Source organism: Streptomyces sp. NPDC056061 (assembly GCF_042266885.1).
Lineage (GTDB): Bacteria > Actinomycetota > Actinomycetes > Streptomycetales > Streptomycetaceae > Streptomyces.
In genome coordinates, this window is record NZ_JBHJWQ010000007.1 from 1 (window position 1) to 24,532 (window position 24,532).

21 protein-coding genes and 2 pseudogenes are annotated in these 24,532 nt (G+C 71.3%); 11 read left to right on the forward strand and 12 right to left on the reverse strand.

Annotation, left to right across the window (positions count from 1 at the left end):
- On the reverse strand, positions 1-278 hold a 278-nt coding region (locus tag ACFC79_RS13025), incomplete at its 3' end, for a helix-turn-helix domain-containing protein (RefSeq protein ID WP_376238971.1).
- A gap of 26 nt (positions 279-304) precedes the next feature.
- Here ACFC79_RS13025 and tnpA (ACFC79_RS13030) point away from each other — a divergent pair.
- The 3 genes and pseudogenes from tnpA (ACFC79_RS13030) to tnpA (ACFC79_RS13040) form a co-directional block, all read left to right on the forward strand.
- Positions 305-538, forward strand: a complete 234-nt coding sequence (gene tnpA / locus ACFC79_RS13030) for an IS200/IS605 family transposase (protein WP_376238974.1) — start codon at positions 305-307, stop codon at positions 536-538.
- Positions 539-550: 12 nt separating this feature from the next.
- Positions 551-1,803, forward strand: a protein-coding gene (locus ACFC79_RS13035; RefSeq protein ID WP_376238976.1) for an IS3 family transposase whose coding sequence is annotated in 2 segments (ribosomal slippage) — positions 551-833 and positions 833-1,803 — 1,254 coding nt in all. Because the reading frame shifts where the segments join, the coding sequence is not laid out codon by codon here.
- 26 nt (positions 1,804-1,829) lie between these two features.
- Positions 1,830-2,054 (forward strand): annotated as a pseudogene (tnpA, locus tag ACFC79_RS13040) (IS200/IS605 family transposase); the annotation flags it as partial.
- Positions 2,055-2,123: 69 nt separating this feature from the next.
- On the opposite strand, the pseudogene ACFC79_RS13045 reads toward tnpA (ACFC79_RS13040), so the two are convergent.
- Positions 2,124-2,507, reverse strand: a pseudogene (locus ACFC79_RS13045) (aldehyde dehydrogenase family protein); the annotation flags it as partial.
- Positions 2,508-2,743: 236 nt separating this feature from the next.
- On the opposite strand from ACFC79_RS13045, the gene ACFC79_RS13050 reads away from it, so the two are divergent.
- The 3 genes from ACFC79_RS13050 (at position 2,744) to ACFC79_RS13060 (ending at position 6,594) form a co-directional block, all read left to right on the forward strand.
- Positions 2,744-3,514 (forward strand): IclR family transcriptional regulator, encoded by a 771-nt coding sequence (locus ACFC79_RS13050; protein ID WP_376238978.1) that lies wholly within the window; start codon positions 2,744-2,746, stop codon positions 3,512-3,514.
- A gap of 148 nt (positions 3,515-3,662) precedes the next feature.
- Entirely contained in the window at positions 3,663-5,114 is a 1,452-nt protein-coding gene (locus ACFC79_RS13055) for a penicillin-binding transpeptidase domain-containing protein (protein WP_376239558.1), read from the forward strand.
- Between the two features lie 241 nt (positions 5,115-5,355).
- Positions 5,356-6,594: a TerD family protein gene (locus tag ACFC79_RS13060; RefSeq protein WP_376238980.1), complete on the forward strand. Its 1,239-nt coding sequence runs from the start codon at positions 5,356-5,358 to the stop codon at positions 6,592-6,594.
- A 124-nt stretch (positions 6,595-6,718) separates the two neighbouring features.
- On the opposite strand, the gene ACFC79_RS13065 is transcribed toward ACFC79_RS13060, so the two are convergent.
- The 3 genes from ACFC79_RS13065 to ACFC79_RS13075 form a co-directional block, all read right to left on the reverse strand.
- A complete protein-coding gene (locus tag ACFC79_RS13065) occupies positions 6,719-8,302 on the reverse strand; it encodes a TROVE domain-containing protein (RefSeq protein WP_376238983.1) in 1,584 nt (527 codons plus the stop codon).
- A 559-nt stretch (positions 8,303-8,861) separates the two neighbouring features.
- Positions 8,862-10,355, reverse strand: a complete 1,494-nt coding sequence (locus ACFC79_RS13070; RefSeq protein ID WP_376238986.1) for an alkaline phosphatase PhoX — start codon at positions 10,353-10,355, stop codon at positions 8,862-8,864.
- A gap of 300 nt (positions 10,356-10,655) precedes the next feature.
- Positions 10,656-12,107, reverse strand: coding sequence for a hypothetical protein (locus tag ACFC79_RS13075; RefSeq protein ID WP_376238988.1), 1,452 nt, complete (start codon positions 12,105-12,107; stop codon positions 10,656-10,658).
- A gap of 302 nt (positions 12,108-12,409) precedes the next feature.
- On the opposite strand from ACFC79_RS13075, the gene ACFC79_RS13080 reads away from it, so the two are divergent.
- Positions 12,410-14,263 (forward strand): endonuclease/exonuclease/phosphatase family protein, encoded by a 1,854-nt coding sequence (locus tag ACFC79_RS13080; RefSeq protein WP_376238991.1) that lies wholly within the window; start codon positions 12,410-12,412, stop codon positions 14,261-14,263.
- Positions 14,264-14,295: 32 nt separating this feature from the next.
- Here the strand turns inward: ACFC79_RS13080 and ACFC79_RS13085 are convergent, their stop codons facing one another.
- On the reverse strand, positions 14,296-15,009 hold the full coding sequence (locus ACFC79_RS13085; protein ID WP_376238994.1) for an antibiotic biosynthesis monooxygenase: 714 nt from the start codon (positions 15,007-15,009) through the stop codon (positions 14,296-14,298).
- Positions 15,010-15,144: 135 nt separating this feature from the next.
- Between ACFC79_RS13085 and ACFC79_RS13090 the strand changes: the two genes are divergently transcribed.
- Complete coding sequence (locus tag ACFC79_RS13090) at positions 15,145-16,278, forward strand: lipid II:glycine glycyltransferase FemX (RefSeq protein WP_376238996.1); 1,134 nt, start codon at positions 15,145-15,147, stop codon at positions 16,276-16,278.
- Positions 16,279-16,308: 30 nt separating this feature from the next.
- Here ACFC79_RS13090 and ACFC79_RS13095 read toward each other — a convergent pair whose 3' ends face one another.
- Positions 16,309-16,959 (reverse strand): DUF4232 domain-containing protein, encoded by a 651-nt coding sequence (locus ACFC79_RS13095; RefSeq protein ID WP_376239560.1) that lies wholly within the window; start codon positions 16,957-16,959, stop codon positions 16,309-16,311.
- Positions 16,960-17,180: 221 nt separating this feature from the next.
- On the opposite strand from ACFC79_RS13095, the gene dapA reads away from it, so the two are divergent.
- Positions 17,181-18,086 (forward strand): 4-hydroxy-tetrahydrodipicolinate synthase, encoded by a 906-nt coding sequence (dapA, locus tag ACFC79_RS13100; protein ID WP_376238998.1) that lies wholly within the window; start codon positions 17,181-17,183, stop codon positions 18,084-18,086.
- Between the two features lie 122 nt (positions 18,087-18,208).
- Here dapA and dapD read toward each other — a convergent pair whose 3' ends face one another.
- On the reverse strand, positions 18,209-19,198 hold the full coding sequence (gene dapD, locus ACFC79_RS13105; RefSeq protein ID WP_376239001.1) for a 2,3,4,5-tetrahydropyridine-2,6-dicarboxylate N-succinyltransferase: 990 nt from the start codon (positions 19,196-19,198) through the stop codon (positions 18,209-18,211).
- Positions 19,199-19,485: 287 nt separating this feature from the next.
- Between dapD and ACFC79_RS13110 the strand changes: the two genes are divergently transcribed.
- Positions 19,486-20,373 carry a winged helix-turn-helix transcriptional regulator gene (locus tag ACFC79_RS13110; protein WP_376239003.1) on the forward strand — a complete coding sequence of 296 codons (888 nt, stop codon included), beginning with the start codon at positions 19,486-19,488 and terminating at the stop codon, positions 20,371-20,373.
- Positions 20,374-20,487: 114 nt separating this feature from the next.
- Here ACFC79_RS13110 and ACFC79_RS13115 read toward each other — a convergent pair whose 3' ends face one another.
- Both ACFC79_RS13115 and ACFC79_RS13120 read right to left on the reverse strand, forming a co-directional pair.
- Positions 20,488-21,024: a TetR/AcrR family transcriptional regulator gene (locus tag ACFC79_RS13115; RefSeq protein ID WP_376239006.1), complete on the reverse strand. Its 537-nt coding sequence runs from the start codon at positions 21,022-21,024 to the stop codon at positions 20,488-20,490.
- A complete protein-coding gene (locus tag ACFC79_RS13120) occupies positions 21,024-21,344 on the reverse strand; it encodes a DMT family transporter (RefSeq protein ID WP_376239009.1) in 321 nt (106 codons plus the stop codon). The genes ACFC79_RS13115 and ACFC79_RS13120 overlap by 1 nt, the downstream gene beginning before the upstream one ends.
- Before the next feature lie 124 nt (positions 21,345-21,468).
- On the opposite strand from ACFC79_RS13120, the gene ACFC79_RS13125 reads away from it, so the two are divergent.
- Positions 21,469-22,578, forward strand: coding sequence for a hypothetical protein (locus tag ACFC79_RS13125; RefSeq protein WP_376239011.1), 1,110 nt, complete (start codon positions 21,469-21,471; stop codon positions 22,576-22,578).
- A gap of 20 nt (positions 22,579-22,598) precedes the next feature.
- On the opposite strand, the gene ACFC79_RS13130 is transcribed toward ACFC79_RS13125, so the two are convergent.
- A complete protein-coding gene (locus ACFC79_RS13130) occupies positions 22,599-22,973 on the reverse strand; it encodes a VOC family protein (RefSeq protein ID WP_376239563.1) in 375 nt (124 codons plus the stop codon).
- A 74-nt stretch (positions 22,974-23,047) separates the two neighbouring features.
- Positions 23,048-24,442, reverse strand: coding sequence for a hypothetical protein (locus tag ACFC79_RS13135; protein ID WP_376239014.1), 1,395 nt, complete (start codon positions 24,440-24,442; stop codon positions 23,048-23,050).
- Between the last annotated feature and the right edge of the window lie 90 nt (positions 24,443-24,532).

Sequence of the window (24,532 nt, forward strand, 5' to 3'; positions counted from 1 at the left end):
AAAAAGTTGGAGTAGGCGGTCTCCAGGTCCCTAAGGGACTGCTGGAGCACCACGGCCGATACCTCGGACAGCCAGGCCCGCTCCTCGGTCTTCTTCGCCTCGGTGATGAACCGCTTCGACAGCTCCGCCGCCTTCGGTCGCTCAAGGCCCTGTTTATAGGCATCCTGGCGTAGACGCAGCCCGTCGTTCCAGACCACGCGGGCACACCCGAACGCTTTCGCTAACGCTGTGCGCTGCGGGGTGTTCGGGTACACGCGGAAGGAGTACCTGAGCTGCATACCAACGAGCGTACTGCAGTTGGTTTATGGCCGAGTATCAGAATGTTCGCACTGGCAGGCACTGCGCGTTCGTCATGCACGCGCATTTGGTTTTCGTGACGAAGTACCGGCACAAGGTTTTCAAGGACGTTCACCTCAAGCGGGTGGAGGAGATCATGCGGGCCGTCTGCAAGGATTTTGAATGTGAGCTGGTGGAATTCAATGGCGAGAACAACCACGTGCTGAACCGCCCCGATTCGAATGGAGACTCGATTTCATGAAAGGATCGAGTCATGGCACGACCTTCCCGTTACCCGCTTGAGCTCCGCCGTCGTGCGGTGCGCATGGTTGCCGAGGTGCGCGGCGACTACCCGAACGAGACGGCCGCTCTGCAGGCGGTCACCGACAAGCTCGGCATCGGTTCCCGCGAGACGCTGCGGAACTGGCTGAAGCAGCACGAGATCGATGCGGGGACGCGGCCGGGGACGACGACGGAGGAATCGGCCCAGTTCAAGGCGATGAAGAAGGAGATCGCCGAGCTGAAGCGGGCGAACGAGATCCTCAAGGCGGCGGCGAGTTTCTTCGCGGCCGAGCTCGACCGGCCACACACGCGCTCGTAGCGTTCATCGACGAGCACCGGGACCGCTTCGGCGGGGTCGAGCCGATCTGCAGGACACTCACCGAGCACGACTGCAAGATCGCCCCTTCCACCTACTACGCCCACAAGAAACGACTGGCCGTCCCGTCCGCCCGTACCGTGCGGGACACGGAACTCAAGGAGCTGGTCCGCCAGGTCCACACCGACAACTACCGTGTCTACGGGGCGAGGAAGATCTGGCGGGAGCTGAACCGGCAAGGTCACACGGTGGCCCGCTGCACCGTCGAACGTCTGATGCGCGAGCTGGGCATCGCCGGCGCCGTCCGCGGCAAGAAGGTGGTCACCACGATTCCGGACCAGCAGGCCGAGCGGGCACCGGACCTGGTGGACCGCGACTTCGTCGCCGGCGCGCCGAACCGCTGCTGGGTCGCGGATTTCACGCACGTGGCCACCTGGGCCGGAGTGGTCTACGTCGCCTTCGTCGTGGACACCTTCTCCCGCCGGATCGTCGGCTGGTCCGCCGCGACGTCGAAGGAGACCCAGCTCGTCCTGGACGCCCTGGAGATGGCGCTGTGGCAGCGCGACCGCGATGAACACCCTCACGTTCGCGGCGAGTTGATACACCACAGCGACACGGGCAGCCAGTACACCAGTTTCCGGCTGGCCGAGCACCTGGACACGGCCGGCATCGCGGCCTCGATCAGCTCCGTCGGCGATGCATACGACAACGCCCTGATGGAGAGCACGATCGGCCTGTTCAAAACCGAGTTGATCAAGCCGCAGCGGCCTTGGAAGACCCTCTCCCAGGTCGAACTGGCCACCGCCGAGTGGGTCGACTGGTACTGCCACCGACGCCTGCACGGTGAGATAGGCCACGTCCCGCCCGTCGAGTACGAAGCCAACTACTACATGGAATCCACGAAACCCCAGGTCACAATCACAATCTGAGATCTCTACCGAACCCGGGGCGGCTCATGCACCTGCTGGTCAACTTCCCGCCCAAGGTCGCCGTCTCCAAGCTGGTCAACAGCCTCAAGGGGGTCAGCTCCCGCAGGCTCCGTCAGGAGTACCCGGAACTGGTTCGGCATTACTGGCGGGCGCAACGGCTGTGGTCCGGCTCGTACTTCGCCGGATCGGTCGGCGGTGCACCGTTGGCTACTGTCCGCCAGTACATCGAACAGCAGAATCGTCCGCTGTGACCTGCGGGTCAGAGCAGTCTTGAGAATCGCTTCACCTCCCCCGTGAACGGGGGAGCACTGCGATTAGCCCCGGTAGCGGCGCAGGTCGGGCCACGGCGGGGTCCGGTCGGGGTCCTCGTGGTCGATGTGGATGTCGAGGAAGGCGCCTTCGTCGACGACATCCGCGAACGCCTTCAACTGCGCGGCGGTACGGGCGAGTTCACCGGCGAGCCGGGCCGGGCCGAGTGCGGTCTCGGCGTCGGCGGCCTCGATGACGTGCTCCGCGGACTCGGTCAGCAGCTCGGCGGCCCCGCGCAGGAACGCGGCGCGCACGGCCCGGTCGGCGAGCGGACCGCGCGCCGCATGGGCGGAACGGACCGCACGGTCGACCTCCTCCGCCGTGGCCTCGACCGCGACCTGCTCACGCGGGTTCCCGGTACGGGGGTCGACGCTCCAGACTGGTGCTGCTGCCACCGTGATTCCTTCCGCTCCGCCGCCACGCACCGAAATGCGTTCGGTATTCTGAACAGAGTTCCTGATCATGAATATGAAGCGACCCTATTTCCGGGTGTTCGGTGTTGGCAAGAAGTCACCGCGGGCGAACGCCCCGGGGGCTCACGGACCGCGTACCGCGCGGCTGCGCTGCCGCGAAATCCTTGTGCCACGGGGCTTCACGCATGTGCCGGAAGGCGGGAAGGGACGAAAAAGCGATGTCGTCTGCCGAATTGGGCGGGGCCCAGGTGAAATCCGCCGTACGCACGGTGGAACTGCTCGAATACTTCGCCGGGCAGCCCGGTATGCACTCGCTCGCCGCGGTGCAGGAGGCCGTCGGCTATCCCAAGTCCAGTCTCTACATGCTGCTGCGCACGCTGGTGGAACTCGGCCGGGTGGAGACCGACGCGACGGGCACACGGTACGGGATCGGTGTGCGGGCGCTGTTGGTCGGCACCTCGTACATCGACGGCGACGAGGTGGTCGCGGCGGCCCGCGCCACGCCGGACCGGCTGTCCGACGACACGACGGAGACCATCCATCTCGCCCGTCTGGACGGGACGAACGTGGTGTATCTCGCCACCCGGCAGTCCCCGCACCATCTGCGCCCCGTCACCCGGGTCGGCCGTCGGCTGCCTGCCCACTCGACCTCGCTCGGCAAGGCGCTGCTGGCCACCCGCAGCGACGAGCAGGTCCGCAAGGTGCTGCCGGAAACACTGCCCGCGCTGACCGAGCACACCGTCACCGACCGCGAGAGGCTCATCGAGGAACTGCACCTGATCCGCGAGCGCGGATACGCGGTGGACCGCGAGGAGAGCACCCTCGGTCTGCGTTGCTTCGGTGTCGCCGTCCCGTACCGCACCCCCGCGCGCGACGCCGTCAGCTGCTCGGTTCCGGTCGCCAGGCTCACGCCCGCGCACGAACGGGCGGTGAAGGAGGCGCTGTTCGACGCGCGGGACCGGCTGGCCCCGGCCACCCGACGGCTCTGAATCGCGCGACGCCCATGGCGCTCGCTTCCCCGGCCGGACCGGCCGGTCGCGAACGGGCCGCCCGCGCGAGACGCGGAGAACATGAGGAGTGGATGAGAAGCGCCCGGACCGGGAACGCCGGCCGACGCCCCGTTCGTCCTCCTTCGAGATGAACAAGACAATCAGGCGGAGCTCGGTCTTCTGCCTGCTGCTGGTCCTCGCCCTGCTGGTACGGGCGAGCTGGGTGCAGGCGTATCAGGCACGGGCACTCGCAGACGACGACCACAACCGGCGGAAGACCATCGCGCAGTACGCGCAACCGCTCGGCGACATCATCGTGGCCGGCGGACCGGTCACCGGATCGAAGAGGACGGTGGGCAGCGACCTCGCGTACAAGCGCACCTACACGCAGGGCGCGCTCTACTCGGCGGTTACCGGCTACAGCTCCCAGGCGTACGGCGCCACCCAGCTCGAAGGGATCTACGGCCCGGTGCTCGACGGCTCCGACGACCGCCTGAAGAACCCGCTTGCCGCGTTGACGGGCACGCAGACGCCCCCGGGCGACGTCCTGACCACGATCGACCCCGATGTGCAGAAGGCCGCGTACGAGGCGCTCGGTGACGACAAGGGGGCGGCCGTCGCGATCGACCCCCGGACCGGGCAGATCCTGGGCATGGTCTCCACCCCGTCCTACGACCCCTCGTCGATCAGCGGGACGACGGACGGCGACGCCTGGAAGAAGCTCCTCGACGACGAGGACAAGCCGATGGTCAACCGGGCGCTGCGGCAGCCGCTGGCACCGGGTTCGACATTCAAGCTGGTGGTGGCGGCAGCGGCGCTGGAGGACGGGCTGTACGGCTCCGTCGACGAGCGCACGGACAGCCCCAATCCGTACCCCCTGCCCGGCAGCAGCAGGAATCTGGAGAACGAGAGCGCCTCGGCGCCCTGCGAGAACGCCACGCTGCGGACCGCACTCCAGTACTCCTGCAACAACGTCTTCGGGAAGGCCGCCGTCGACCTCGGCCAGGACAAGGTCCGGGCGATGGCGGAGAAGTTCGGCTTCAACGCCGACAAGCTCGATGTGCCGGTGCGGGCCTCCGCGAGCGTCTACCCGACCGGCATGGACCGGGCGCAGACGGCGCTGTCGGGCATCGGTCAGTTCGAGGTGACGGCGACGCCGCTGCAGATCGCCATGGTGTCGGCGGCCCTCGCCAACGGTGGCGAACTCGCCGCCCCGCACATGGTGTCGAAGGTGACCGACGCCGACGGCAACACCGTGCAGGACTTCGCCGACGGGGACACGAAGCGGGTCGTCTCGGCGTCCACGGCCGAGCAGTTGCGCAGCGCGATGGTCACGGTCGTCGAGAAGGGGACCGGCTCCAACGCCCGGATCGCCGGGGCCGAGGTGGGCGGCAAGACGGGTACCGCGCAGAACGGCGTGGGCAACAGCAGCACCCCGTACGCCTGGTTCACCGCGTATGCGAAGGACCGGTCCGGCGGCGGCGAAGTGGCGGTGGCGGTGGTCGTCGAGGACTCCGGCGCCGCCCGCTCGGAGGTCAGCGGCAACGGCCTGGCCGCGCCGATCGCCCAGAAGATGATGAAGGCGGCACTGGCGCGCTGACAGGTGGCGATGCCGCGTCCGATCGGGCACCCGCCCCGCCCCGGGCCGGGGCGCGGGGCGGGTGCTGTCGTTCGCGCGGGTACGGACGTGCGGCGGGTGGCGGTACGAAGCGGCGCACGGCGACGCCCCGCGCCATGCCGGGAGGGGTCATGACATCGGGGTCATGTCGGACCGTGTCACGGGGGCGTCAAGGCGGTGAAGGTAAGGGAACGGCAAAGGCCCGTCGTTCGTTACCCCGTGCATGACCGCTATGACCCCCGGCTCGAACATCCCGCTCTCCGCCGCCCGCGTGGCGGTGGACGTCTCCGCACCGGTGCGGCTCGACGTCTCGGGCCTGCTGCTCACCGCCTCCGGCAAGGTGCGCTCCGACGACGACTTCATCTTCTACAACCAGCCCGTCGGCCCGGGTGTGACGTACCGCTCCGGCGGCGGCACGGCGCCGGACGCGATCGTGGTGGACACCACCGCGGTTCCGCCCGGCATCGAGAAGATCGTCATCACGGCGAGCCCGGACGCGGCCGGGCAGACCTTCCAGGGCATCGAGCCCACGGCGACCGTGCGCAACGCCGACGACAGCAGCGTGCTCGCCACGTTCACCCCGCCCAGGCTCACCGCCGAGACGGCACTGGTGGTCATGGAGGTCTATCTCCGCAACGGCGCGTGGAAGGTCCGCGCGGTCGGCCAGGGCTACGCGAACGGCCTGGCCGGCATCGCCACGGACTTCGGTGTCTCCGTCGAGGACGAGCCCGCGCCCGCCGCGCCCGTGGCGCCTCCCGCGCCGCCCGCCCCGGCCGTCGCCCCCGCCCCGGCCGCTCCCCCGATGCCCGCGGCGCCTCCCGCGGACCCGCGGATCGCCGCGCCCCCGGCCCCCGCGGCCCCGCCGTCCGCCCCCGCGGCCACCGGCCGGATCAACCTCGACAAGGGCCGGGTCAGTCTCCGGAAGAACCAGACGGTGTCCCTGGTCAAGGGCGGTCGGCCGCTGCTCTCCCAGGTCAAGATGGGTCTCGGCTGGGAGCCCGCGTTCCGCGGCAAGGACATCGACCTGGACGCCTCGGTGATCGCCTACGGCCCCAACCGCAATCACCTGGACAGCTGCTACTTCGGCAAGCTCTCCATCCTGAACGGCGCGATCAAGCACTCCGGGGACAACCTCACGGGCGAGGGCGCCGGCGACGACGAGGTGATCGTGGTCGACCTGGGCCGGATCCCGGCGGAGGCGACCGGGCTCGTCTTCACGGTCAACTCGTTCACCGGCCAGAAGTTCACCGAGGTCGCCAAGGCATACTGCCGGCTGGTCGACGCCGTCACGGGCGAGGAGCTGGTCCGCTTCGACCTGACCGGTGCGGAGCCGCAGACCGGCGTGATGATGGCCAAGCTGATCAAGCAGTTCTCCGGCGAATGGGAGATGACGGCCATGGGTGACTTCGTGAAGTCGCGCACGGTCCGGGGCATGGTGAAGCCCGCCGCTCAGGCGCTGTAGACGGAGTTCCGGAATCCGGCACGGGCCGACGACACGGGCCGATGGCACGGACCGACGGCACGGGGCACCCGGGCGGGGCGGCAGGACGGGGCCGCCCCGCCGGGGTGCGTTCACGCCCGGTTCGTCATCGGTGGTTCCACGGCCAGTCGGCGTCCCGGCCCGCCTCCAGCAGCGGCACCATGCGGAACGCCGCGTCGGAGAGCCCGCCGAAGGTGTGGCGGTTCCTCCCTCCCGACGGCGCGTGCCCGACCCGGTAGCCGGCCAGGTTCCAGGTGTAGACCGGCACGGTGGCCGGAACGGCGTCCGTGGCATCCGACGCGTACGAGAACGACGCCTGTTCGTCGGTCACGACGAGCACCCGGTCGTGCTTCCGGTAGTGCCGACGCACCGCCTCCGCGGTGTTGGTGCCCCCGAGGTTCCCGAAGCGTTCCAGCACCTTCAGCACCGACTCGCCTCGGCGGAACTCCACCGGTGCGCTGCTCGTGCCGAACTGCACGAGATCGGCCCGGTCGGCCCGCAGCGCCAGCGCCGTGCCGAAGATCGCCGCGGCGTCGGCCCGGTCGAGCTGCGAGCGGTCCGAGAGCGGCGACCACATCGACCCCGAGCGGTCCACCAGGATCAGCGTCCGCCCCGGCAGTGCGGGGACCTGGGCCAGGGAGTGGCCGAGCGCCTTCTCCAGCGGGTATGCCCAGCGCAGCGAGGGCGCGTGCTGATAGGCCGCGAGGTAGCGGAACGGGAACTGCCGGGACGCGGCGACCACGTCCGGGTCGCTGATCCTCTCCGCCACCCGTGCGGCGACCTCGTCGCGGACACCCGCCTCGTCGAAGTTCCGCAGATTGCGGACGAGTGCCATCGCCCCCATCGACGGAATCACCGCTTCCCAGGCCGCGGCGTCCATCGGCCCCTGCAACCAGCCCGCCAGAGCCTCCCAGGTCATGCCCGCGGCGGCCAGCCGGTCCGCGCCGTCCGGGCCGGTGACCACGGCTCGCCGCTCCGCGACCGGAAGCTCCATCAGCGCACGGTGCGCCACGAGCGTGCGGTTGTCGGCGGGTACCACGGCAGCCTCCGGGTGGTGGCGGCGGTCGAGTGCGTACCGGAACAGTTCGCCCTGCCACGGCTTCCCGGGGTCGGGCGAGGCGTGCACCAGGTTCAGGATGTCACCGAAGCGGTACCCCTTGGACGCGGTGTCGTATTTCAGCAGCGACGCACCGTTGTAGAGGCGGCGCACGGCGTCCGCGATGCCGCGCTTGACGGGCTTGGGAACGGCCCGCCCGTAGCGCGAGGTCCAGTAGCCGAGGAGTTCGCCGGGCTCGTCGGCGCGCAGCAGGACGGAGTCGACGACCCGCCGGTTGGACGGACCGTCCTCGGCGCCCGCGTCGAGACGCGCCTTCACGTACTCGGCGGCGCCCACGAGCGAGGCGGTCCGCATCTGCCCCTCGCGGCGCAGCCAGTGGAGCAGGCCCGCGGTCCACTCCGGGTCGCCCACGGCGAGTATCCGCACCAGTTCGGCGAACCGGTTGTCGCGTTCCCCGGCATCCTCGTAGAAGGTCTGCTGCGAGACGAAGTTGGCGACCGCGAGCAGGAAGAGTTCGGAACGGTTGTCGCGCAGGGTGCCCAGGCCGCCCTGATGGTTCCGTGCGGTGCGCCCGGTCGATTTCACGGGCGAGGTGGCGTGGGGCCGGGTGGTACGTGTGTTGAAGCGTGCCATGTGAATTCCCCCGAATTCATGGGGAGAAGGCACAGCGGGGGAAGGACGCCCGAGATCGGGTTCGGCGACGGAATTGTCCGATGCTCTGCCATATTGAGCTACCGGCCGGGGCCGGGCGGGACTCGAACCCGCAACCGTCGGATCCCGAAGTATCCGTCGCCTTCGCACCGGGCGTCCTCCCGGCTCCGTGCCTCCCGAGATCGGAGTCGGCGGCGGCGGTTTCGATTCAGGAAGTAGCCGCGGCCCGCGCACCGGGAGGTGCATGCAGTCCTTGCTGATGCAGTTGTGATGCCCAGAGATCACCTGCGGCGGAACCGACGATGGTGCTCTGCCGGCTGAGCTGCACCGGATCGAGATCCGGTGGCGGGACTCGAACCCGCGGCCTCCCCATGAAGAGTGCAAGTAGGTCCTGCCTGCGCACCTGGGCACGGACAGGACTCTAGAGGGGGAACTCCGCGCGGCGCGACGGAATTACGGCCTGGGGAGCAAGCGCGAGTGGGCTCCCGGGTCCCGTCCGCCCGGCTCCCGCGTGAGCGGCGGGCCCGGGCGGACGGGAACGTCAGTGCCGGTTCGGCTGCCGCTTCCAGGGGCCGGTGATGGCGAGCATGATGCCCGGCTCCTGGATGTTCGCGTACAGGGTGCGGCCGTCGGGCGAGAACGTCACTCCGGTGAACTCGCTGTACTCCGGCTCCTGTTCACTGCCGATGTTCAGCTCGTTGCGGGCGATCGGGTAGGTGCGCCCGCTGTCCGTCGCTCCGAAGAGGTGCTGGAGGCCGTCGCCGTCCTCGGCGATGACCAGGCCGCCGTACGGGGAGACGGTGATGTTGTCCGGACCGTCGAAGGCGCCTTCCTTCGAGGGGTCGGCGTTCACTCCGAGAAGCACCTTCAGCGTCAGCGTGCGGCGCTTCGGGTCGTAGAACCAGACCTGGCCGTCGTGCTGGGCGGGGCTCTCGTCGCGGGCGTACGAGGAGACGATGTACACACCCCCGTCGCCCCACCACATGCCCTCCAGCTTGCGCGCACGGGTGACCTGGCCGTCCGTGAACTGCTTGCGCACCGAGACGGTCCGCGCGTCGCGGTCGGGCACGTCGACCCAGTCCACCCCGTAGACCGTGCCGATCGTGGTGGCGCGGGACAGGTCGTCGACGAACGCGCCGTCGCGGTCGAAGCACTTGCTGGCCTGGAGCACCCCTGCGTCGTCGGCGAGGGTGCGCAGCCTGCCGCGGTCGTGCCGGAAGCCGTGCGGCGGAACCCAGCGGTAGAGCAGCCCGTTGGGGCCGGAGGCGTCCTCGGTCAGGTAGGCGTGACCGCGCCTGGGGTCGATGACGACGGCTTCGTGGGCGTACCTGCCGAACGCCTTGATCGGCCGCGGGTCGCGGTTGGCGCGCCGGTCGTACGGGTCGACCTCGAAGACGTAGCCGTGGTCCTTGAGGAGACCGTTCCTGCCCGCCCGGTCCTCGGTCTCCTCGCAGGTGAGCCAGGTGCCCCACGGGGTGGCGCCGCCCGCGCAGTTGGTGGACGTGCCGGCGATGCCGACCCACTCGGCGGTACGGCCGTCGCGGCGGGTCTCCACCACGGTGCAGCCGCCGGCCGCGACCGGGTCGTAGACGAGGCCCTCGGCGAGCGGCACCGGGTGCTCCCAGCCGGCGCGGGTGCCGCTCAGCTCGTGGTTGTTGACGAGCAGGGTGACGCCGCGGGGGCCCTCGAAGGAGGCGGTGCCGTCGTGGTTGGACGGGGTGTACTCGCCGGACTCCAGCCTGGTGACGCCGCTGTGGGTGAGGACGCGGTAGGAGAAGCCGGCCGGCAGCGCCAGAATGCCCTCGGGGTCGGCGATCAGCGGCCCGTAGCCGGGCTCGTCCTTGTGACCGTGGCCGTTCCCGTGGTCGTGGTCGTGGTCGTGGTCGTGGTCATGTCCCTTGCCGTTGCCGTTCTCAGGGCCCGCGGCGGCCAGGGCGCCGGGCGCGGTGGCCAGTGCGGCGACCGTGCCGGTCAGCGCGATACCGGCGCCGGTGAGGGCGGACTGTGTGGTGAATTCCCTGCGCGTGAAGGACATCGCGTGCTCCTGGAGCGGCTGGGCGGGTGGTGGGCGCGCCCACAGTGACGCCCCCGCCCCAACTCCGGGTGAACCACGGGCGACGACGAGGGGCACTCGACCTGTGCACTCGGCCGATGCGCCGGACGGGACACGTCGGCCGGGGGCGTCGGCCGGGCCCGTCCGGCCTCTCGCGGTCGACCGGACGCGTCCGCGCCGCCCGTACGCCGCGGCCCGTACGACGAGCCGCGAGCCGCCCGCTCCTGCGGACGCGCACCGCCGCCCGCGCTCCGGGCGGGCGGCGTCTCGGCCGCCTCCCGCTCAGGTGTCGGCGCGCGACCGGGCCTTGAATGCCGCCTTGCGGGCCTCCTTGGCCTTCTTCTTGTCGCTGTGCAGCCGTCCCATCGCCTCAAGGACGTCCGCCGTCGCCGGGTGCTCCACCCGCCACGCCTCGTCGAAGAAGCCGCTGTGCCGACCGGCCAGGCTCTCCACCAGCCCCTGGAGCTCGTCCAGGTCGCCCTCGGCCTCCAGTTGGGCCGCGATGGTGTCGACGGCGAGCCAGAAGATCATCGACTCCGGCGGCGCGGGTACGTCCGCCGCGCCCAGCTCCACGAGCCAGACCCGCGCGAGACCGCCCAGTTCGGGGTCGTCCAGGACCGCGCGCACCGCGGGCTCCGCCTCCGCGCCGACCAGGGCGAGCGCCTGCTGGCAGTGGAGCCTGCGCAGCGGTGCCTGCGGATCAGTGCCCCGTGCCGCGGCCAGGAGTTCGGCCGCGGCGCCCTCCGTACCGCGGCGGGCGAGCCACTGCTCGGCCTCGCTGCGGGCCGCCGCCTCGGGGTAGTGGGCGATGCCGCCGAGGAGCGCTTCGGCGCCCTTGTCCGCGAGGTCGCCGACCGCCGGGGCGTCCACCCCGGCGTCCAGCATCCGGGCCCGAATGCCGTACAGGCCGAGGGGTGTCAGCTTCACCATCCCGTACCGGGTGACGTCCTCGTCGTCCACCGCGTCGGCGTCCTCGCCCTCCTCGACCAGCAACGTCTCGTCCACCGGCTGGTATTCGACGATTCCGATGGGTTCGAGGACCCGGAACTGGTCGTCGAGGCGCATCATCGCCTCGGACACCTGCTCCAGGATGTCGTCGGTGGGTTCGCCCATGTCGTCCGGCACGATCACCGACGCGGCGAGTGCGGGCAGCGGCACGGGGGCCGTCTCCGCGTCGCCGTCGCCGACGGTGAGCAGGTACAGGTTGCCGAGGACCCCGTCGAGGAACTCGGCCTCGGCCTCCGGATCCCAGTCCAGGGCGTCGAAGTCGACCGAGCCGTCCTCGGCGACGATGTCGGCGAAGTCGTCGAGGACGGGCGCGGTGGCGTCGGCGTGGGCCGCCTCGAAGCCGTCGAGCCAGATCGAGAGGACGTCCTGCGGCGAACCCTCGGTGATCAGCGCGAGGTTCTCCCCGGCGGCTGCGGTTCCCTCCGCGTCGGGTCCGTCGTCCTCGTCCGGGTCCTCGACGTCGACGAGCCCCGTGTCGACGGCGAGCCGCCACGCCTCGCTCGCCTGCGCCGCGCCGTCCTCGTCGGGCGCGAGGCCGAGGTGCTCGGCCGCAGCCGGCAACTGCGCCTCCACCAGTTCACCGCCCGCGCCGACCCTGGTCTCCGGACCGGCCCAGCGAGCGAGCCGGACGGCGCGGGCGAGCAGCGGCGCGACGAGCGCGTCCCGTGCCAGCTCGGCCTCGGTGTGCAGCCGTACGGGCGGCAGGGTGGGGCGCTCTGCGGACATCTGGTGATTCTCCTCGGGCGTACGCGTACCGGTCGGGCGGCCCAAGCGTAGACCCATTTGGCCCGGTGCCGCCCGGTTCAGGCGAACGCCGGTGGGAGGACCCCCGGAAGACCTTGACAACTACCCTGCCCACACAAGAGATTGACGCGCGTAGACGGTCCGTCCGTCTCCCCGTACCGCCCTGCGACCCACACCGGTTCACAACCCCGCGCGGTCCCCCGGTCCGTGCAGGACCGTGGCATGCGCGCGGCGTCCCGCCCGCACAGACCCTCGAACGAACCTCGACATCTCCGGAGTCCTTGATGCCCACCGCATCGCCCAGAACGACCGCCGTCTGCGCCGTCATCGCCGCCGCGCTCGCGGCCGGCCTGCTCACCGGCGCCGCGAGTCCCGCCGCGTCCGCCTCCGCGGCGCCGTCCTCCGACGGCCCGGTCCGGATTCACGACATCCAGGGAGACACCCGGATATCGCCGCTCGCCGGCCGGCAGGTCGGCGGTGTCCCCGGCATCGTCACCGGGGTGCGGACGTACGGTTCGAAGGGCTTCTGGTTCCAGGACCCGCACCCGGACGCCGATCCCGCCACCAGTGAGGGCATCTTCGTCTTCACCTCGTCCACGCCGACCGTCGCCGTCGGCGACGCGGTCACGGTCTCCGGCACGGTCACCGAGTACGTGCCGGGCGGCACCGCCTCGGGAAACCAGTCGCTCACCCAGATCAGCAGGCCCACCGTCGAGGTCGTGTCGTCCGGCAACGCGCTGCCCGCGCCGGTGACGATCTCCGAACGCTCCGTCCCCTCCCGCTACACACCGGCGGGCGACCCCGCCGCGGGCGGCTCCGTCGACGCGCTCCGCCTCGCTCCCTCCCGCTACGCCCTGGACTTCTACGAGTCGCTGGAGGGCATGAACGTCCGGATCGGTTCCTCGCGGGTGGTCGGTGCCACCGACCCGTACGCCGAGCTGTGGGTCACGGTGAAGCCGCACGAGAACGCCAACGGCCGCGGCGGCACGGTCTACGGCTCGTACGACTCGCAGAACACCGGCAGGCTCCAGGTCCAGTCACTGGTGCCGCTCGCCGAGCAGCCCTTCCCGACCGCCGACGTCGGCGACGTGCTGTCCGGCACGACCGAGGGCCCGCTCGACTTCAACCAGTACGGCGGCTACACGCTGGCCGCCCGCAACCTGGGCGAGGTCACCGGCAAGGGTCTGCGTCGGGAGAAAACCCGCAAGCAGCGCGGCGGCGAACTGGCGGTGGCGACGTACAACGTCGAGAACCTCGACCCGACCGACCCGCAGGAGAAGTTCGACGCGCTCGCCGCCGCGGTGGTCGACAACCTCGCCTCGCCCGACATCGTCGCGCTGGAGGAGATCCAGGACGACAACGGCGCGACGGACGACGGCACGGTCACCGCGGGCCGCACCGTCGAGAAGTTCGTCGACGCGATCGTGGCGGCGGGCGGTCCGGCGTACCAGTGGCGTTCCGTCGACCCGCAGGACAAGAAGGACGGCGGCGAGCCCGGCGGCAACATCCGCCAGGTGTTCCTCTTCAACCCGGAGCGGGTCTCGTTCACCGACCGGGCGGGCGGCGACGCCACGACGGCGACCGGGGTCGTCCGCGAGCGTGGCCGGGCCGCGCTGACCCATTCCCCCGGCCGGATCGACCCGGCGAACGCCGCGTGGGAGAACAGCCGCAAGCCGCTCGTCGGGGAGTTCGTCTTCCGCGGCCGCACGGTCTTCGTCGTCGCGAACCACTTCGCGTCCAAGGGCGGCGACGAGTCCATCGTCTCGCAGCACCAGCCGCCCACCCGTTCGTCGGAGGTCCAGCGGCACGCGCAGGCCGCGGTCGTCAACACCTTCGTCAAGAAGCTGCTGAAGGTGCAGAGGAACGCGGACGTCCTTGTCGTCGGCGACATCAACGACTTCGAGTTCTCCGGGACGACCCGGGCGCTCACGGACGGCGGCGTGCTGTACCCGGCCATCGAGTCCCTGCCGCGGCCGGAGCGCTACTCGTACGTCTACCAGGGCAACAGCCAGGTGCTCGACCAGATCCTGACCAGCCCGTCGATCCGCCGCTTCGCGTACGACAGCGTGCACATCAACGCCGAGTTCGCGGCGCAGAACAGCGACCACGACCCGCAGGTGATCCGCTTCCGCCCGTAGCGTCACCGCGGGCCGTGCGGCCCGCGGCGACGCTACGCGCCCGCGCTCGGCCGCATGGAGAGCGCGGGCGCGTAGCGGTTCACGCCGCCGCCCGACACCCCCGGGTAGGCCCGCACCCGTTCCCACTGCGGCGTCCTCGACCCGACGCCGTCGCCGGGTCCGGCCAGGGCGTCGGCGTGGGCCCGCGCGTTCTCCCATTCGGCATAGTTCAGCACCCGCGTCCCGTCGGTGCTCACGTGGAAGTGCGCGGAGATGCCCCCGGGCGCGAGCGCGGGATCGGTCGCCAGCGCCTCGCACACGGTGTCCACCCAGTCCCGCTGCCGGGCCGGGTCCGCCCCGTCGAACTCCACGTCGACGATCACCACACAGCCGGGCTCCCGCCCGTCCCCCTCCGCCGCCGGCCGGGACCGGTACGTCTCGAAGGTGTGCAGTCCGAGCCGCCGGATGCCCGGCACGGCGGCGTCGATGTCCGCGTTGCGCTCGTCCCGGCCGTCGCGGAGGAAGTCCTGGTACGCCTGCTCGCCACTCCACTGGCTGTAGTGGAACAGAGTCCTTCCGTCCTCACCGGCATGGACCGTGTACGAGAGCAGCCCCCGGTGCGGCCAGTCCCGGCCGTCCCACGCCTCACGGATGGCCTCGACCGTACGCCGCTGCCGCTCGGGGGTGCCGACGTCCCAGGTGCTCGCCTTGACCAGTCCGACATCGTTGCGGGCCGGATCGGGACGGGATGCGAATCGCACGTTCATGAGGGATCCTCCTGACCGGCGCACCCGTGCGGTGCGCCACCGACGGTCACACTGCCGGGTCAAGTGCGCTTGAGGTCAACGGCGCCTCCACCGCCGGGACCGACCGGTGCCGACGGACGACGATCGGAGCACCCCATGAATCCGTATCTCAGGACGATCACCCGCGAGGATCATCTGGCGTTCGTCGCGAGCCGGCCCGCCGCGAGCCATATGCAGGTTCCGTCGTGGGGCGATGTGAAGCCCGACTGGCGCGCGGAGAGCATCGGCTGGTTCGACCGCGGGAGCGACGGTGCGGAACGGCTCGTCGGCACGGCGCTCGTGCTCCACCGGCCGATCCCCCGGACCCGACGCACGCTGGCCTATCTGCCCGAGGGGCCCGTCATCGACTGGCACGACCCCGGCCTGGGCCGGTGGCTGGAGCCGATGCTGGCGCACCTGAGGGCCCGGGGGGCGTTCTCGGTACGCATGGGGCCGCCCGTGATCGCCCGGTGGTGGGACGCCGGGACGGTCAAGGAGGCCATCGCCGACCCGGCGGCCCGGCGGCTGAGCGACGTACCGGCGGACGCGGACGAGCCGCGGGCCGCGGCGCTCGCCGAACGGCTGCGCCGCCTGGGCTGGCAGCCGGGTGCGGAGGGCGGGGAGGGCGGCTTCGGCGCGGGACAGCCGCGGTACGTCTTCCAGGTGCCGTTCGCCGGCCGGACGCTGGAGCAGATCCGGGGCGATCTGAACCAGCAGTGGCGGCGCAACATCAAGAAGGCGGAGAAGGCGGGGGTGAAGGTCGCCGAGGGCGACTACGCGGATCTCGCCGCCTTTCACGAGCTGTACCGCGAGACCGCCGAGCGCGACCGCTTCGTCCCTCGTCCGCTCGGCTACTTCCAGCGCATGTGGACCGCCCTGCGGGCCGAGGCCCCCGAACGGATGCGCCTCTACCTCGCCCACCACGACGGCGAGACGCTCGCCGCCGCGACCATGCTGACCGTCGGGAACCACGTCTGGTACTCCTACGGCGCCTCGACCGGCCGCAGGCGTGAGGTGCAGCCCAGCAACGCGATCCAGTGGCGCATGATGAGCGACGCGCACGAACGGGGCGCGGCCGTCTACGACCTGCGCGGTATCACCGACACCCTGGACGAGGGCAACCACCTGCTGGGCCTGCTGCGTTTCAAGGCCGGCACCGGCGGGCGGGCCGCCGAGTACGTCGGCGAATGGGACTACCCGATCAACAAACTGCTCCACCGGGCCTTCACGCTGTACATGGCCCGCCGCTGAGCCCGGGGCCCTCCCGGGTCCCGGGCGCCACTACGCCGGATCGAGCCGCCATGCGGTCATGTTCAATTCGTCGAGCAGCCGCACGTCACTCCCCTCCAGCGGGAAGACGCGGCCCTCCATTCCGGGCGCCGGTGCGATCTCCAGTGCGTCGCCCTCGACGAGATCGCCGCCGGTCGGTGTGGAGACCCAGGCGAGGAGCGAGCGCACCGATTCCCCCGGCTTCAGGGTGATCTCCTGCGGGCCCCGGTCGGTCCCCATGTAGGAGGAGCCCGGGTTCACCGGGATCGCGAGCGGTTTCCCGTCCTCGCCCAGGGCCCGGACGGACGGATGGCCGTGGACCCGGTACGGCTCGCTGCCGCAGTTGGTGAGGGTGAGCCCAACGGCCCGGTGCCCCAACGCCGCCTCCACGTCGCCCATGTCGACGACGACACCGGCGGACGGGCAGCCGGCCCGGTCCCCGGCCGCGGTCGACGCGGGGCCGGGCCCCCGGGCCGACGGCGGCGACGGCCGCTCGGGGAGCGTCGCGGGGGCGGTCGGGAACGGGGACGGCAGCGTGTCGGCGTGCACGGTGCCGGGCGGGTACGACGCGCTCGGCGCCGGTCCCGGCCCGCCCTCGCCCGCCGGCACGAGAAATCCCGCGCAGCCCGAGAGCGACAGGCCGAGCACCCCCGCCAGGAACACGGCGGCCACCGGACGGCACCGCCCGGTCGCGGTCCCGCTCCCCGCCCCTGCCCGTTCCGGCACATTCATGCGTCCACCCCGACGGCTCCCCGACACACTGGCGTTCGATCATGCCGGAGCGCGGGACCCCGGGACGCCCACTCGACTGTTGAGCGTTCCTTACTCTTCGCACGAAGAAGATCTAAGTGGACCTTCACCGTCGGTCCGCCGACACTTCAGACATGCCTGCACTCGTGACCCCCTTCGGCCGCACGCTCTGCGCCATGATCACGCCGTTCACCGCCTCCGGCGCACTGGACCCGGACGCCGCGGCGGAGCATGCCGTCGCCCTGGTCGCCGACGGCTGCGACGGCCTGGTGCTCAACGGCACCACCGGCGAGTCCCCGACCACCACCGATGCCGAGAAGACCGCACTGCTGCGGGCCGTCAGGGAGGCGGTCGGCGACGGCCTGCCGATCGTCGCCGGGGTCGGCAGCCCGGACACCCGGCACACGATCGCCCTCGCCCGGCAGGCCGAGCAGGCGGGAGCGGACGGCCTGTTGGTGGTGACGCCGTACTACAGCAGACCGCCGCAGGCCGCCGTCGAGGCACACTTCCTGCGGGTCGCCGATGCGACCGGCCTGCCGGTGATGCTGTACGACATCCCGGGCCGCACCGGCACCCGCATCGAGCCGGAGACCCTGCTGCGGCTCGCGGAGCATCCACGGATCGCGGCCGTCAAGGACTGCGCGTACGACGTGCTCGGCTCGACGAAGGTGATCGGGGCGACCTCTCTGGCGTACTACTCGGGCTGCGAGGAAATGAACCTGCCGCTGTACGCGGTGGGCGCGGCAGGTTACGTCAGCACCGTCGCCAACGCGGCGCCCCGGGAACTGCGGGCCGTCCTCGACGCCTTCGACGCCGGTGACACCACCGGGGCCGCGCAGCTCAATCTGCTGACGCTCCCGCTCACCGCACTGATGATGGCGTCCGGCCTGCCCGGTGCGGTCACGGCGAAGGCGCTGCTGGACGCCGGACCGGTCCGGGAACCGCTGCTGCCCGCCGACCGCGAGGCGGTCGACGGGCTGCGCGCGGCACACCGGCAGCTGCGGGAGACGTGCCGGGAGCTCCTCCCCGTCGCCCCCTGAGCGGCTTGCACCGCACTCCCCGACGGGCCCGCGGGGGAATCCGCGGACGGCATACCGGGGCCACGCGGGCGGCACGCCAAGGGTCACGGACGGCCTACCGGGGACCCCCGGCGGCGCGTCGCTCAGTTGTGGCTGTGCAGGATGTCGTTGAGACCGCCCCAGACCGCGTTGTTCGGGCGGGCCTCCACGGCACCGGTGACCGAGTTGCGGCGGAAGAGGATGTTCGAGGCACCGGAGAGCTCGCGGGCCTTGACGATCTGTCCGTCCGGCATCGTGATCCGGGTGCCGGCCGTGACGTAGAGCCCGGCCTCCACCACGCACTCGTCGCCGAGCGCGATGCCGACACCGGCCTCGGCGCCGATCAGGCAGCGCTCGCCGATGACGATGCGCTCCTTGCCGCCGCCGGAGAGGGTGCCCATGGTGGAGGCGCCGCCGCCGATGTCGGAGCCGTCACCGACCACGACACCGGCCGAGATCCGGCCCTCGACCATGGATGTGCCGAGGGTGCCCGCGTTGAAGTTGACGAAGCCCTCGTGCATGACGGTGGTACCGGGCGCCAGGTGCGCGCCGAGCCTCACCCGGTCGGCGTCGGCGATCCGGACACCCTTCGGGGCCACGTAATCGGTCATCCGGGGGAACTTGTCGACCGAGGTGACCTGGAGGTGCAGACCGTCGGCGCGGGCGTTCAGCCGCACCTTCTCCAAGTCGTCCACGGCGACCGGGCCGAGCGAGGTCCAGGCGACGTTGGCGAGGAGGCCGAAGAGTCCGTCCAGGTTCTGGCCGTGCGGCCGGACCAGGCGGTGCGAGAGCAGGTGCAGCCGCAGGTACGCGTCGTGGGCGTCGAGCGGCTTGTCGTCGAGCGAGGCGATGACCGTGCGGACGGCGACGACCTCGACGCCGCGGCGGGCGTCCACGCCGACGGCCTTGGCGGCACCCTCACCCAGGAGGTCGACGGCCTGGTCGGGGGTGAGCCGCTCGGTTCCGGCCGGGCCGGGCTCGGCGGTGAGTTCGGGGGCGGGGAACCAGGTGTCGAGAACGGAACCGTCGCCGGCGACGGTGGCGAGGCCGGCGGCGACGGCGCCGGTGGTGCGGGGTGAAGTCGTGTCGGTCATGAACGAAACCTAACCGGCCGCGCGCGATCGGAGCCAACCGGTCTCGCCGGGTGGTCGTGGCATGTCCCGGCGACCGCGCCCGTGCGGTCGGCCGGACCGCGCCCACCGCTGCGCCACCGGCACGGGAGCCCCGCGGGCGGCGCCCCGGGGTATGGGAGGCCCGGAGGCCTGCACGCCCGGACGCCCGGACGCCCGAGCAAGTCTCCCTTGTGAACTCACTATGGCATCATGAGCCCCTGGGGCCGTTCCGGTGAGCGACCGGTCCGCGCGGACCGACGGAGAACTGCATGCCCCGACGCACCAGCCTGGCCGGCGCCGACTGCGCGATCGCCCAGGCCCTCGACGTCGTCGGCGACTGGTGGACGCTGCTGATCGTGCGGGACGCGGCGCGCGGGGTGCACCGGTTCGACGCGCTCCAGGCGGAGCTCGGCGTGTCCCGCAAGGTGCTGACCGAGCGGTTGCGCCTCCTGGTCGACGCGGACGTGCTGTCCCGGGAGCCGTACCAGGACCGGCCGCCCCGGTACGAGTACCGGCTCACCCGGCGGGGACGCGCGCTGCTGCCGGTACTGATCGCGCTCCAGGACTGGGGCGACACCTGGGTGATGGGGGAAGGGGAACCGATGGCGACTGCCGAGGAGACCTCGGCGGAGGCGGCCCGGGTGCATGCCCTGGTGGGCACCCGGCTGCCGGATCTGCGGCTGCCGGACGACGGGGGCGGTTCGCGTGACCCGGTCGCCGACACCCCGCACACCGTCCTGTACTGCTTCCCCGGCGCCTACGCCCGCAAGGACGCCTATCCACCGGGCTGGTCCGACATTCCGGGCGCGCACGGCTGCACCCTGGAATCCCGCGCGTATCGCGACCAGTTGGCCGAGTTCACGGCGGCGGGCGCGACCGTGCACGGGGTGTCCACCCAACGCCCGGACGAACAACGGGCGTTCGCCGCGGCGGAGGGCCTGCGCTTCCCGCTGCTGTCCGACGCGGAACTGGAGCTGACGGCGGCCCTGCGGCTGCCGGCCTTCCGCGCGGCGGGGACCAGTCGGCTGAAACGGCTGACGCTGGTGGTGGACCGGGGCCGGACGATCCGGGAGGCGCTGTATCCGATCACGGACATCGAGGCGAGCGTGCGGGCCGCGCTGGCCGCCGTACGCGGGGCGGACCCGGCCGACGCGTGAACGGGAGGCGGGCCCGGCCGGTGCATGAACGGAGGCGGGCCCGGCCGTCGCCCCCGGAGACCGGTCCGGCCGGCAACGGCACGGCGCGACTCGCCCCGCCCCCACCGGCCCGGCTCAGCCCACGACGCGCCCGAGCATCTCCCGGGTGTACGCCTCGTCGTACGCACCGCCGGTGAGCAGCACCTGGAGGCAGATTCCGTCCATGAGCGCGATCAGCGCGCGGGCCGTGGCCGGATCCGTGCGCCGGGCCAGCAGTTCGGCCGTGTCGTCGGTCCACTCGGCGGCGACGGGACGCAGCGCGGGCCTGCGCAAGGCCGCGAGGTACAGCTCGTACTCCAGCTCCGCCCGCCCGCGCCCGGCCGAGAAGTACTCTCCCAGCAGCCGTGCCAGCTCCCCCGCGAGATCGGCCGACGGGTCGGCGAGCGCCCGGCTCTCCCGCATGACCTCGGCGAAGTTCTCGTTCGACCGGCGCAGCGCGGCGATCAACAGCTCGTCCAGCGAGGCGAAGTGGTAGGTCGTCGATCCCAGCGGCACATCCGCCTCGGCGGCCACCGAACGGTGGCTGAGCCCGGCGATGCCCCTGCTGCCGACCACGCGGATCGCGGCGTCGATGATGCGGTCGCGCCGCTCGGGATCGTAGCGGCGGGCCATCAATGGGCTCCGCCCAGGTTCAGCACCACCACTCCCGCGATGACCAGCGCTATGCCCGCCAGTTTGACCGGGCCGCCGGACTCCCCCATGAACAGGATGCCGATGGCGGCGACCGCGGCGGTGCCGATACCGGCCCAGATCGCGTAGGCGGTTCCGATCGAGAGCGTCTTCAGTGTCCGGGCGAGCAGCGAGAAGGCGGCGAGATAGCCCACGACGGTGATCACGGACGGCCAGAGCCGGGTGAATCCCTCGCTGTACTTCATGGCCGTCGTCCCGGCCACCTCCGCCGCGATCGCCGCGGCCAGCAGTCCGTATCCCATGTGTACGAGTGTACGCATCGCTGCTCGCACCCCTGTACGGCACTTTCTCGCCACCGGTGGACGCTACGGTGTGCGAACCGGGATGCGGCCGGGACGGTCGCCGACAGCACACGACGGAGCAGCAGTGACGCAGGAGACAGGGTGGGGCGGCGGTTCGCCGTACGGCGGAGGACCGTACGGCGGACCGACGGGATGGGGCGGCTGGACGCCTCCGCCGAAGCCGGGGGTGATACCGCTGGCACCGCTGAAACTGGCCGACATACTCGGTGGCGCCTTCAGCACGCTGGGGCGCTACTGGAAGCAGTTGCTCGGGGTGGGCGCGACGGCGTACGGCGGGACGCTGGTCGTGGTGGCGGTGGCGGCCCTTGTCGCGTACTCCGCGGCCGGCGACCAACTGCGCCGACTCCTCGAACTCAGCGCCGACGAGGACCCGTCGTCGAGCGATGTGGTGCCGGTGCTGATCGGTCTGGGCACCGTCTGGCTGATCGGCATGGTCATGTTCCTGATCGCGACGGCCGTGGTCTACGCGGCAGTGCCCGCGGTGCTCCAGGACGCGGTGCTGGGCAGGCCGACCACCTTCTCCGCCGTGTGGCGCCGGGCCTGGTCCCGTGTGCCGTCGCTGATCGGGACGGTGCTGTTGATGGGCCTGATCATGGTGATCCCGGTCGTGCTCGTGATGGTCGGCTTCTTCGCCCTCGTGATCGGTGCGATCACCCTGTCCGACGGCGGCACCGTGCTGTGGACCCTCTTCGGGTTCCTGGGCGCCCTGGCCGTCGCTCCGCTGTCCGTCTGGCTCTGGGTGAAGTTCAGCCTGGCCCCCTCGGTGGCGGTCATCGAGGGGCAGGGCCCGGTCATGTCCCTGCGCCGCTCGTCGCACCTGGTGCGGGGCGACTGGTGGCGGATCTTCGGGATCGGCCTGCTGGCCTCCGCGATGGCCGCCGTGGCGAGCTACGTGATCCAGATCCCCTTCACGTTCCTCGGCATGTTCTCCGGCGTCATCGGCAGCGCGGGCCTCGACGAGGACCCGAACCCCGCCGCGATCGCCCTCGCCATGAGCGGCTACATGATCATCATGGCGCTGGGCCAGCTCGTCGGACAGTTCATCGTCACGACGTTCCCGCAGCTGGTGACCGGACTCCTCTACATCGACCGGCGCATGCGCACGGAGAACCTGGGCCCGGTCCTGGCCGAGGCCGCGGCCGTGTCCCCGGGCCACACCCCGTACGGCGCGTAGCCCCGCGGCCCGCCCCGGTCTCAGTCGATGAGTGAGTTCTTCGGCGTCAGAACGCAGAACTCGTTGCCCTCGGGGTCCGCCAGGACGACCCGGCGCACGTCCGCGCCCTGTCCGATGTCGACCCACCGCGCCCCGAGGCCGACGACCCGCTCGACCTCGGCGGCCCGGTCGTCGGGGGCGAGGTCGATGTGCAGCCGGTTCTTGACCGTCTTCCCCTCCGCCACGGGGACGAAGGTGACACCGGGAACCGTCGACGCGTCGGCACCGATGACGATCTCGTCGTCGGCCTCGTGGAGCACCTGCCGGTCGAGGACGGCGCACCAGAAGCGGGCGAGCGAGGGAAGGTCGTGGGCGTCGACGGCGATGCTGTGGAAGGAGAGAGCCGTGCCCGCGATTCTGCCCCGCGGGCACGGCCGTCCACCGGACCGGATCGCCGGGCTCCCCGTACCTTCCGGGGGCCGGTGTTCCGTCAGCCGCCGACGGTGAACCAGACGGCCCGGGACTTCTTCCACTCCGCGTGGTCGAGGTCCTTGGCCTCCGTGCCGTCCCCGTACAGATCGGCCGATCCGGAGTCCGTGACCAACTGCGCCCGGGCGCCCGGAACCGTCAGGTCCGGGACCTCCACGACGGACTCCCAGCCGCCCGGGTCGCCGGTGGGCAGGTCAACCCGCTTGACCGGCGCGTGCCCGGCGACCCCGTCCCAGCTGTAGAGGGCGTACGGGTCGGAGTTGTCGTCGGCGGCCCAGGAGCCTGCCACGATGAGGTACTGGTCGGCCGCGTTCTTCCGGATGTCGCGGATGCTGAGCCCGCCGAGGTCCAGCTCGATCGGCTTGCCGACGACCGCCTTCGCCCCCTTGCCGGCCACCTCGTCGAAGTTGGTGACGGGCACGATCAGGGCCTTGCCGCCCGACTTCGGCGGCACCAGCGGGGCCCGGAAACCGAGGTACGCGGTGGTCGTGGAGCCGGGTGCGAACTCCAGGCCCTCGATGTTGAATCCGTCGATCTGCTTGGGCACCTGGCCCTCGGCCGTCCCGGCGGCGAAGCCGTAGCGGTCGCCCTGCTTCCTGTCCCAGGCGACGAGGTCGTCGCGGAGCTTCTTGTACGAACCGCCCACCTTCAGCCGGGTGTCGGCGCCCGACCCGGTCACCTTCGTCGTGAAGACGGTGTTGCGGTCGGACTTGTACACGCCGCTCTTGTTGTTGCCGAGCGAGCCGGTCCAGTAGATGGTGTTCCCGACCCGGGTGCCGGCCTCGATGTCGATCTCCTTCGACACACCGAGGTCCGCGCCGACGTCCCAGCTCCGCACGGGCCCACCCGATGCCGAACGGTCGTACAGGCGCAGCGTGTTGGACTCGTCGTCGGCGACGACCGTGTAGCCGTCACCGACGTCGACGGAGGCCGAGGCGTCCGAGGAACCGGTGAAGTAGCGGGTGTCGGCGGCGTCGCGCACGGCGGCCGACGCGGCGTAGTGCAGCTTCTTCGTGGCGGTCTTCCCGTCGAGCCCGGTGACCTCGATCGTCAGGTCGGTGTAGCCGCGTCCGCGGGCGGCCACCGACAGGGTCCGGGTGGCGCCCGAACCGGTCACGCGCACATCGCCGGTACGGGCGACGGAGGACGCGGAGCTGGCGGACGCCGCCACCGCGAGCGCCCCGGCGTCCGCGCCGCTCTGCGCGACGGTGACGGTGACCACCGGGTCACCGGTCGCGCCCACGGCGCCGGAGAGGTAGGAGGCCGAGAACGTGATCGTCGGGGTGCCGTAACTCGCCGCGTGCGCGGGGGCGTTCAGTCCGACAGCGGTCAGTGCGAGAACGGTGCTCGCGGCGGCGGCCACCCGGCGCCCGGGGAGCGAAAGCTGATGCAGCACGGCATGCCTCTCGTCGGCGTGATGTCGCGGGTAGGTTCCGGTACCCATGACAACGGCCGGCACACTTCGTGCGTACGGTCGGCGAAGAGA